Annotated in this window: 6 protein-coding genes; 4 read left to right on the top strand and 2 right to left on the bottom strand. The window is 68.0% G+C overall.

From position 1 onward, the window contains the following. Nucleotides 1–459 precede the first annotated feature (459 nt). Nucleotides 460–1932 (bottom strand): hypothetical protein, encoded by a 1473-nt coding sequence (locus AC5I49_RS06025; protein ID WP_313280765.1) that lies wholly within the window; start codon nt 1930–1932, stop codon nt 460–462. Between the two features lie 3 nt (nt 1933–1935). Next, the gene (locus AC5I49_RS06030; protein WP_392456188.1) at nt 1936–3273 is read right to left on the bottom strand and encodes an SPFH domain-containing protein; all 1338 of its coding nucleotides are present in this window, start codon (nt 3271–3273) and stop codon (nt 1936–1938) included. 255 nt (nt 3274–3528) lie between these two features. Here AC5I49_RS06030 and AC5I49_RS06035 point away from each other — a divergent pair, with 255 nt between their 5' ends. The 4 genes from AC5I49_RS06035 to AC5I49_RS06050 form a co-directional block, all read left to right on the top strand. Further along, a complete protein-coding gene (locus tag AC5I49_RS06035; RefSeq protein ID WP_392456190.1) occupies nt 3529–4254 on the top strand; it encodes a response regulator transcription factor in 726 nt (241 codons plus the stop codon). Then, nucleotides 4251–6467, top strand: coding sequence for a sensor histidine kinase (locus AC5I49_RS06040; protein ID WP_495788986.1), 2217 nt, complete (start codon nt 4251–4253; stop codon nt 6465–6467). The genes AC5I49_RS06035 and AC5I49_RS06040 overlap by 4 nt, the downstream gene beginning before the upstream one ends. A 41-nt stretch (nt 6468–6508) precedes the next feature. After that, nucleotides 6509–8545, top strand: a complete 2037-nt coding sequence (dnaG, locus tag AC5I49_RS06045; RefSeq protein ID WP_016447583.1) for a DNA primase — start codon at nt 6509–6511, stop codon at nt 8543–8545. Nucleotides 8546–8805: 260 nt separating this feature from the next. Further along, nucleotides 8806–10608: RNA polymerase sigma factor region1.1 domain-containing protein (locus AC5I49_RS06050; RefSeq protein ID WP_495788987.1), on the top strand; the 1803-nt coding region annotated here is incomplete at its 3' end.

The raw sequence follows: 10608 nt of genomic DNA on the forward strand, positions 1-10608 counted from the left end.
TTCGCTGGGGTTCTTGGTGTGATGCAGGTCTGCCATTGCAGACTGGCGAAACCTGAAGATATAGCAAGACAGGCTTACACAAGCTTGATGCGCGACCACCGGGCGCGCCACCGCACAGGCCCGGATAACCAAAGCGGCATGCATGGTCTTTGCAGGGCATCACAACTTTCAGAATTTCATGGAAATTGAAAATAGTCATGCAAAACAATCACTTGACCTGCCTGCGGACGTGCCCCAGCCTGTCCCCCAGGCGACTGCACAACCACAGTCCTCTATAAGACATCATTTATCAGATGACTCGGCCGCACGGCCCCGGCTTCACTCGTAGAATCGCCGCTTGGATTCGCCGGCCAGCACCGCTGGAAGGCGAACAAGGAGTTCCTAGAGGAGTCGCCTGGCAACGCTCCAGGCATCGTTGGAGACGAGCCTGCACCCCACCGGTGCAGGCTTTTTTTTGCTTCAGCGCAGGCTCAGGGACTGGCGCTTCCAGGCCGGGTCCTGCCAGCGCTGGAACAGCGGCAGGGCAGACACATCGCCGGTCACGCGCTCGGTGGCCAGGCCGTCCAGCCGCACCACTTCGAAGCTCTTGCGGTAGCGGCCCTGGCCACGGGCCTCGCGCGCCACCAGCATCAGCTGGCCGCCAGGCACCCAGCCCGCCCATTCGGCCACGCCGGTCTCCGGCGCGGTGGCGGCGGGGGGAAGCACATCGGCCAGCCAGCCGCCTTCGGTCTTGCGCAGCACCCACAGTTCGCGCCAGCCTTCCAGCGGCTGCACGGCCAGGGCCACGGCCGTGCCCTCGCGGTTGGTGCTGGCCGATGCAGCCCACACCAGGCCATAGGTGCAGCGGCGCAGCAAAGGGGCCTTGGCGCCGTGCTGGGCGTCCACCAGCAGCACGCAGGTTTCGCCGGCAGCACCGGGCTCGGTCAGCAGCGTCGGGCGGGCTCCGGCAGCAGGAGCCGCAGCAGCAACAGGCGCCAGCGCCCAGCGCACGGCGCTCACCCGCATGGCCGCGTCGTTGTAGGCGCTCTGGTCTTCATCGGGCAGCTCGGACTTGCTGACGCCCGTGAACTCGGCCAGCGCCCGGGCGGCCGATGCCGCCACGGCAGGGTCGGCCATGCTTTTGCGCGCCTGCTGAAAGGCCAGCGCGCCCCACACGCTGGCGCGGCGCATCTGCACGCGGCCGCGCAGGTAGGGCGGCAGGCCGGTCACATCCACGCGCTCCAGCACATCGGCCTGCCAGGCGTACAGACGGGCGCGCTCATGGGCCGGCAGATCGGGGTCCACGCATTCGGGCCGTGTCAGCGCCAGGGCGGCGCGGGCGCGCTGCGGCGCGTCGGCAGCGGGCATGGCGAGCACGCGGCGGAAGAATTCCCCTTCGTAGCAGACCTGCATGCGGCCTTCGACCTCATGGGTCGCAAAGCGCAGGCCGTAGCCGCTGGCCACATCCAGGTGGGCCGACAGCGTGGCGCCCGAGGCCTTGCCGGGCGCAGCGGCGGAGGCGCGCCGCGCCAGCCGGTCGGCAAAGCCGCCCAGTGCGTCGAAGGCCTGCGCGCCTTCGGCGCCAGCCAGGGTCCTGGCGGACGCGGCCTGCAGGTAGGCGGCCGCCAGGCCGATGCCCAGCGCCTCGGCACCGGGCGTGTCCTGCACGAAGCGCAGCACGGCCAGCAGCGCGGGGGCATCGGCCTCTGTCAGGGCCACACGGCGCACATCGCTGGCGCGGATGAAGCCGCCGCGCTCGCGCTTGTGGTCCCAGACCTGGAGGTAGTCCAGGCGTTCGCCCCTGATCTCCAGTACCTCGCCCTGCCACAGGCTGGCCTGCTGCTGGGCGCCATCGCGCGGCGCGGCGCGCAGGCTGGCCTGGTCCTGCACCACGATGGCGCTGCCCATGCCGGTGGCCAGCGCTGCGGCGGCCAAGGTCGATACGGTCAGCATGGCTTATTGCTCCTGAACGGCTGCGTTGGCATCTTCGGCCGCCACGGAGGCTGCGCCGGCCTGTGCATTGCGGCTGCCGCCCAGCAGGGCCGCGCCGATGAAGTCGCCATTGGTCGGCGGGGGCGCGATGATGACCTGGATCTTGTCCGAGAGCTTGTCGGCCAGCGTCTTCTGGATGAGCAGCGGGTAGCGCGTGACCAGGGTGCCTTCGCGCGCCATCTGCTCGGCGTTGACCTTGCCCAGGCGGTCCATGCGGAAGGCCTCGGCCTCGGCCAGCTTCTGGCGTGCATCGGCTTCGCCATTGGCCTCGATGCGGCGGGCCTGGGCGCTGCCCTCGGCAGCTTTCACGCGGGCCACGCGCTCGGCCTCGGCCTCCAGCTGGCGCTGCTCGATCTGGCGCTGCTTGAAGGGCAGCACATGCTTCATGGCCTCTTCCTGAGCACGCGCCGCAATCACCTGCTCGCGTGCGGCGGCTTCGGCGGCCACTTCGCGACGCACCTTGTCGGCATTGGCGTCCAGCTCGGTTTCCTTGACGCGCTTGTCCTTGAGCTCCAGCGTGTAGCGCATCTTCTCGGAGGCCAGCTCCTCGGCCAGCAGGCTGTCCATGCCGCGGCGGTACTCGGCGGGCAGGTCCACCTTGCCGATCTGGATGCTGCGCAGCGTGACGCCGTCGGCCGCCAGGCGCGTGCGCAGTTCGGTTTCCATGATCTGGGCGATCTCGGCACGCTTGGTCGAGAAAATCTCGCGCACGGTGTAGCGTGCGAACACCTTGTAGACCAGGCCCTGCACGGCGGGCTCCACGATGTCGCCGCCTATGTCCAGAGGCAGGTTGCCGGCCTTGACGGCGGGCGATGCGGGATCAAGCGCATAGCGCACGTTCAGGTCCAGACCCAAGGACAGGCCCTCGACCGACTGCAGGGGGGCGCTGCCATTGGCCTGGCGCATGGCCTCCGGACGGTAGCTCTGGTCGCGCAGGGAGAACACGCGCACCGTGTGCAGGCCCGGAACCACCCACACGCTGCCATCGCGCCACAGGCTGACGGAGCCCGTGAACTGGTTCAGGCGCACGCCCAGCGTGCCCTGCTCCAGGTGCTGCACGGGCGGGTTGCGCACCACCACCAGGCCGGCCGCCACCACCACGGCGCCGATGGCCAGCCAGCGCACGGTACGTGCCGTGGGCAGCAGGACTGCCCAGTCCACGGGCTGGCGGCGGGGCGCGTTGCACGGCAGCGTGCCGGCGTCGGCTGCAGGCTCGGAGGAATCGGCGGTGCCGGCTCCGTCCAGGCGGGCGGACTTGCGGCCCGTCAGGGCCTGCATGATGCGGTTCCAGGTGGCTTTCATGGTGTTCTCTCTCTCGGCTGTGATGGCTGTTGTTGGTTGTTTCTGAGGCACCGGAAACAGGGGTGGCTCATTGAGGACCGATTGTTCGGATCCACCCCGGAAGCAACAACGCAGCGCACGGACCAAAGCGCTCACACCGGCGGCGCAAACGCTCCGGCCCCGGAAGAAAAACTCACACCCGGGCCGGCGCAGGGCCGAGATAATCCCGCGAACACCGCCACGGCGGCCTCCCCGACCCCACCCCTGCACAGCCCCATGACCCGTATCGCCGTGATCGAAGACGACCTTCCCACCAGCAACCAGTTGGCGGGATGGATACGCAGTGCGCGCAGCGGCATCGTGATCGACCAGTGGTTCACGCGCGACGAGGCCGAGGCCGCCCTGGCCCGCGAGCACTACGACGCCGTGGTGCTGGACATCGAGCTGGGCCGCGAGCGCCATGCCGGCGTGGCCCTGATCAACGCCATCAACAAGCTGGGCCAGGGCACGCCGGTGCTGGTGGTGTCGGCCATGCCGGCCGCCATCTACCGCAGCATCATGAAAGCGCTGGACGCCTGGGACTACCTGCAAAAGACCACCTTCGAGGAGGCCGACTTCATCGAGACCTTCCTGGACATCCTGCGCACCACGCAGCGTGCGGCGCCCGTGGCCGCGCAGGCAGCCGCAGCGACTGCAGGCGACGCCCTGGTGCTGGACCCGCTGTGGCAGCGCACGCCCACCTGGCGCGGCGAGCGCATCAACCTGCCGCTGACGGCCCAGCGCATCCTGGCCACGCTGCACCAGCGCAGCGGCGAAGTGGTGTCCTACGACGAGCTGTTCGAGGTGGTCAAAAGCGGCCGCAACCGCGACAACGTGCGCAAGCACGTCAGCACCATCCGCGAGGCCCTGCGCGAGGTGGACCCGGGCTTCGAAGGCATAGAGAACGTGCCCATGCGCGGCTTTCGCTGGGTGGGCCAGGCCGGCGCCGCCGCCCGCGCATGAAGCGCCTGCTCAACCCCAAACTGGAGCTGCCCCGGCTGGAAGTTCCGCGCCTGGGCCTGGCCGCCTTCCGCCAGCGCATCCTGCTGCGCGGCGTGTTCGTGCTGCTGGCCGTGGCCACGGTGGCGCTGAGCGTGGTGGTGCTCAAGGACGAGAAGGAACGCGCCTGGCAGGCCTACCAGCACGGCTTTGTGCGCAGCCAGGCCGAGGTCATGGCGCGGCTGCGCCATCCTTCGGGCCGGCTGGCCCTGCTCAACGCCGGCCACCTGGGCCAGGGCGTGACGCCGCTGGCGCCGCTGCTGCTGCCCTATGCGGCCATCGACTTCGACGATCCGCAAAAGTCCCAGCAGGCCGTGGAGATGGCCGGCTGCTCGGTGCAGTATCCCGATGGCGCCTCGCTGTGCGCAGCGATCGGCAACAACCCCTACGCAGGCGGCTTCATCTATCTGGTGGGCAGCTTCTTCGCAGGCGAGCTGACACCGCGCGAACGCGGCTCGCGCGAGCCCGCCCAGGCGCACCGCGCCCGCATCACGCTGGACATGCGCGGCAGCACCTACCGCTGGATCGCCCCCTATGAGGCCATGCCGCAGCTGGGCAACAAGTCCGGCAACGGCGAGCACGGCCGGCTCACCGGCTTTGTGGACAACGGCACGCCCCAGCTTGACGCCCGCGCGCGGCCCGTGCGCGATTTCCGTGGCTGGCTCTGGCAGAACGGCCATTGCCGCGACCTGCCGCCTGGCGTGCAGGGCCATGCGGGCAATGACAAGACGCCCCCTGCAGCCGATTGCCTGCGCCGCACGCACTACTCCATCCGCCTGCCGGTCGAGCTGTTCCGCGAGGCCCTGTTTCGCAGGGACGTGCGCCCCGTCTGGCCGCCCGAAGACCTGGGCAGCATGCGTGTGCGCGTGGAAATGCTGGCCCCGGGCGAGGCGGCCGCGCCCCTGTTCGACAGCAATGCGCCGGGGGCGCAGCTGGCCGCCTCGCTCAACGACATCTCGCGCAGCCTGCTGCCCGGCGAGCGCGTGCAGATCCGCAAGGTGGGTGCCGACGAGGCCAGCGCCATCACCCTCAAGGGCGTGGATGTGCAGGCCGCGCCGTCGGCGCCCTGGCTGCTGCGCCTGATCAGCTGGCTGCCGCTGCATGCGGCCGGCGTCTCCGCCGCCACCATGACCCCGGCCGTGCCCACGGGCCAGGACATTCTGGACACGCCCACGGGCAACTACACCGTCAGCTTCACCGGCCACCCGCGCGATGTGGAGCAGGGCCTGGCCGCCGTGGCCACGCGCCTGTCCTGGTACCTGGGCGCCATGCTGGCCGCCATTGCGCTGGCCTGGCTGATCGTCGAGCTGGGGCTGATCCGCCGCGTGACCGCCCTCACCCGGCGCGCCGCCGCCGTGTCGTACAACGTGCAGGACGGCCATGTCGGCCCACGCCTGGGCGACCTCGAAGTGTCGGACCTGCGTGGTTCCGACGAGCTGGGCATTCTGGCCGGCGGCCTGGCCGACCTGCTGCAGCGCGTGAAGGACGACCTGCAGCGCGAGCAGCTGCGCGCCCAGCAGGAGCGGGACATGTGGCATGCCGTGGGCCACGAGATCATGTCGCCCCTGCAATCGCTGATGGTGCTGTACGGCCCCGACGACCCCGGCCACCGCTATGTGCAGCGCATGCAGCAGGCCGTGCATGTGCTCTACGGCACGGCATCGCCGGCCGAGGCGCTGCAGGCCGCCACCGTGCCGGAGGGCCGGCTGGACCTGGACGCCTTCCTCAGCCACGTGGCGGCCAACGCGCACTATGCGGGCATTGCCGATGTGGTCTACGAAGGCGGGAACAAGAGCGGGAGCGCGGGAGCCGCCGGCGCCGTGATCGTGCGCGCCGACGAATTTGCCCTGGAGGACGTGGTCACCCACATCCTGCGCAATGCCGACAGCTACCGTCCGGCCGGCACGGCCATCACGCTGTCGCTGTCGGCCTCCGAGTCCACCGCCAGCGCCACGCTGCACAACCAGGGCGCCACCATTGCGGAGGACCTGCTGGAGCGCATCTTCGAGCTGGGGGTGTCCGCGCCCCAGGAGCCTTCTGCCGCCAGCGGCGCCGAGCACCGGGGACAGGGCCTGTTCGTGGCCAGGACCTACATGGCCAAGATGGGCGGCACGATCAGGGCCCACAACACGCGCGATGGCGTGGCCTTCACGCTGACCTTCCAGCGCCTGGGCTGAGGGCCGGGCGCTGCCGGCCAGTGCCCCCGGGGCACGGCCGGATGGCCCCGCGAAGGCACAATACGCGGGTGTCCATTCCCCAATCGTTCATCCAGGAGTTGCTCGCGCGCGTCGACGTGGTCGACATCGTGGGCCGTTACGTACAGCTCAGGAAGGGCGGCGCCAACTTCATGGGCCTGTGCCCTTTCCACAGCGAGAAGTCGCCTTCCTTCACCGTCAGCCCCAGCAAGCAGTTCTATCACTGCTTCGGCTGCGGCAAGAACGGCAACGCCATCGGTTTTCTGATGGACCATGCCGGCATGGGCTTCGTCGAAGCGGTTCAGGATCTTGCCGGCCAGGTCGGCCTGCAGGTGCCGCAGGACGACATCAGCCCGGCCGAGCGCGAGCGCCAGGCCGCCCAGAAGCAGAAACAGGCCACTCTCACCGACGTGCTGGAAAAGGCCGGCGAATCTTTCCGCAAGCACCTGAAGGCCTCCCCCCAGGCCATCGAATACCTCAAGCGCCGCGGTGTCTCGGGCGAGACCGCCAGGCGCTTCGGCCTGGGCTACGCGCCCGCCGGCTGGCGCAACCTGGCCAGCGTCTTTGCGCATTACGACGATCCGCAGCTCGAAGAATCGGGCCTGGTCATCGTCGGCGAGGACGACGGCAAGCGCTACGACCGCTTCCGCGACCGGCTGATGTTTCCCATCCGCAACGTCAAGGGCGAGTGCATAGGCTTCGGCGGCCGCGTCTTCGGCGACGAGAAGCCCAAATACCTGAATTCGCCCGAAACCCCGGTGTTTCACAAGGGGCGCGAACTCTACGGCCTGTTCGAGGCCCGCACCGCCCTGCGCGACATGGGCTATGCGCTGGTCACCGAAGGCTATATGGACGTGGTGGCCCTGGCCCAGCTGGGCTTTGCCAACGCCGTCGCCACGCTGGGCACGGCCTGCACGCCCGATCACATTCACAAACTGTTTCGATTTACTGACGCCGTCGTTTTCAGCTTCGACGGCGACGGGGCGGGCCGGCGCGCCGCGCGCAAGGCGCTCGATGCGGCCCTGCCCTATGCCAGCGACACGCGCAGCGTCAAATTCCTCTTCCTGCCCGCCGAACACGACCCGGACAGCTTCATCCGCGAATACGGCAGCGAAGCCTTTGCCCGCTACGTGGGCGACGCGCTGCCGCTGAGCCGCTTTCTCATCGAGGCGGCCAGCGAAGGCTGCGACCTGGGCCAGGCCGAAGGCCGTGCCCACATGGCCAGCAATGCCCGCCCCCTGTGGACGGCCCTGCCTGACGGCGCGCTCAAGCGCCAGCTGCTGGGCGAGATCGCCGAACTCGTGCAGCTCGATGCGCGCGACCTCTCCGACCTGTGGTCGCAGGAAGCCGCTCGCAGCGGCCCGGCGCGGGGCTCCATGGCCGGCGGTGCTTCCCATCCGGGCCAGCAGGCCGGCCATGCACCGGCCGCGCCCGACTGGGGCCAGCCTGTCGAATACGGCGCGCCTTCGGGCTGGCACGAGCGTGGCGGCCATGGAAGCGGCGCGGGCGGCTGGCGCAGCGGCGAGCCCGGGCGCGGCGGCAAAAAGCCCTGGCCGCGCAAACCCTGGGACAAGAATGGCCGGGCCGACTTCAACCCGCCCCCCATGGGCCCGCGTGGCGCGCCAGCCACACGCACCGACCAGGCGGCACGCCTGCTCATGGCGCACATGGAATTCATGGAAGAACTCACCCACGAGGACTTCGAGGCACTGGCGCACTGCTCAGGCGAACATGGCGCCATGTTCCGCTGGATGGAGGCACAGTTCCAGGAATCCGGGGCCCGGCCCTTTGCCGTGCTGCGCGAACAACTGCGCGGCCTGCCTCACGAAACGCTGGCAGACAGGCTCATGAGCGGCCCCCACGCGCATCCCGAGGGCGAACTGCCCGAGCTGCGCCGTGAGTTGCGTGATGTCCTCAATCGCATGGTCATCGTCCACATCAAGGCCCAGATCGACGAAGCCTTGCGCGACATGGCACGGGACCCCAGCGCCGCCCAGCGCTATCGCGATCTCTTTGCCCGACAGCAGGCCCTGGAAAACCAGATGCGCACTTCCTCTTGAAATCGAGGTAAGCAGATATAATTGGGGGCTATCGGCAAGAGCGACAGCAGCACCTCCGGACCGGGCCCCGTGACGAACTCACGTGATTGCAGCAACTGCACGGCCCAATTTCCCGCAAGGACTGCACACCAAATGATCGCCCAGACATCTTGCCTGGAATATGTACGCTTCCCTGGCGGGCCTAGTCCGTCCGCGCGCGCTTAGGCGGCGCTTGTTTGAGTTTCCCTTTGTGTGTGTTCGCTCCCGACCGTGAGGTGCTCATGCCCGTTTCAAAGTCCGTGAAGTCCAAGCAGGCCCCCGAAGCTCCAGCGAAGCCCAAGACTTCGACAACCTCTTCAGCCCCGGCCGTCAAGGCCGGTGCCGGCAAAGCCGCTGCAGGACCGAAGAGCGCCGCATCTGCGGCCAAAGCAAAGAAAGATACCGACGTGGTAACCAAGTCCCAAGCCGAACTCAAAGCCATGGCCGACGAACTGCTCGCCGCCGCGACGCCCAAGCGTGGCCGCAAGAAGGCAGCCGAAGGCGACGACGCCCCCGCCCAGACAGAAAAGAAGCCTGCTGCCGCCAAGAAGGCGCCGGCCAAGGCCGCCACTTCCACCGCTGCAGCCAAGACCCCCGCCAAGCGCGGCCGCAAGCCCAAGGCCAAGGAAGCGGGCGACGACATGGACGACGCCGACCTGTCGGACATCGATGGCGACATCGATGGCGAAGTGGAAGGCGAAGTCGAGACCGAAGTGGAAGTCGAGGTCGAGGCCTCCTCGGCCCCGGCTGAAAAGGTCAAGCCCCTGCGCATGAAGATCAGCAAGGCCAAGGAACGTGCCTTGATGAAGGAATTCGGCCTGGACGAAACCGTCCTGACCGAAGAGGAAATGTCCACCCGCCGCCAGCGCCTGAAGGCGCTGATCAAGCTGGGCAAGACGCGCGGCTACCTGACGCACAGCGAAATCAACGACCACCTGCCCGACAAGCTGGTCGATGCCGAGACGCTGGAAGTCGTGATCTCCATGCTCAACGACATGGGCGTGGCCGTCTACGAGCAGACCCCCGACGCGGAAACCCTGCTGCTGAACAACACGGGCCAATCCGCCACCACCGAAGAGGAAGCCGAGGAAGAGGCCGAAGCCGCCCTGTCCACGGTGGACTCCGAATTCGGCCGCACCACCGACCCCGTGCGCATGTACATGCGCGAAATGGGCACGGTGGAGCTGCTGACGCGCGAAGGCGAGATCGAAATCGCCAAGCGCATCGAAGGCGGCCTGATGGACATGATGGAGGCCATCTCGGCCTCGCCCGCCACCATCGCAGAAATCCTGGCCATGTCCGAGGAAATCCGCGAAGGCAAGGTCGTCATCTCCACCATCGTCGACGGTTTCGTCAACGCCAATGAGAACGACGACTACGTGGCCGAAGAAGACTTCGACGAATACGACGAAGAGGACGACGACGACGGCAAGGGCGGCTCCAAGGCACTGACCAAGAAGCTCGAAGAACTCAAGAACGAGGCGCTGCGCCGCTTCGACGCCATGCGCGAGAACTTCGACAAGATGCACAAGGTGTACGACAAGGAAGGCTACGGCACGCCCACGTACATCAAGGTGCAGAAGGCCCTGACCGAAGAGCTGATGACCATCCGCTTCACGGCCAAGACCATCGAGAAGCTGTGCGACCTCGTGCGTGCCCAGGTCGATGACGTGCGCAAGAAGGAACGCGAGCTGCGCAAGATCATCGTGGACAAGTGCGGCATGCCGCAGGAAACCTTCATCGCCCAGTTCCCGCCCAACCTGCTGAACCTGCAGTGGGTGGTGGAGCAGGTCGCGGCCGGCAAGCCCTGGAGCAGCGTGCTGGAGCGCAATGTCCCGCCCGTGCAGGAACTGCAGCAGAACCTGATCGACCTGCAATCGCGCGTGGTCGTGCCGCTGGACGAGCTCAAGCGCATCAACAAGCGCATGAACGACGGCGAGCGCGCCAGCCGTGACGCCAAGAAGGAGATGATCGAGGCCAACCTGCGCCTGGTGATCTCCATCGCCAAGAAGTACACGAACCGCGGCCTGCAGTTCCTGGACCTG

Source organism: Delftia sp., from assembly GCF_059499305.1.

Excerpts from the sequence above, each read along its gene's own strand:
- AC5I49_RS06025 (WP_313280765.1), bottom strand. The coding sequence starts at position 1,932 with ATGCTGACCGTATCGACCTTGGCCGCCGCAGCGCTGGCCACCGGCATG.
- AC5I49_RS06030 (WP_392456188.1), bottom strand. The coding sequence starts at position 3,273 with ATGAAAGCCACCTGGAACCGCATCATGCAGGCCCTGACGGGCCGCAAG.
- AC5I49_RS06035 (WP_392456190.1), top strand. The coding sequence starts at position 3,529 with ATGACCCGTATCGCCGTGATCGAAGACGACCTTCCCACCAGCAACCAG.
- AC5I49_RS06040 (WP_495788986.1), top strand. The coding sequence starts at position 4,251 with ATGAAGCGCCTGCTCAACCCCAAACTGGAGCTGCCCCGGCTGGAAGTT.
- dnaG (WP_016447583.1), top strand. The coding sequence starts at position 6,509 with ATGGCCCCGCGAAGGCACAATACGCGGGTGTCCATTCCCCAATCGTTC.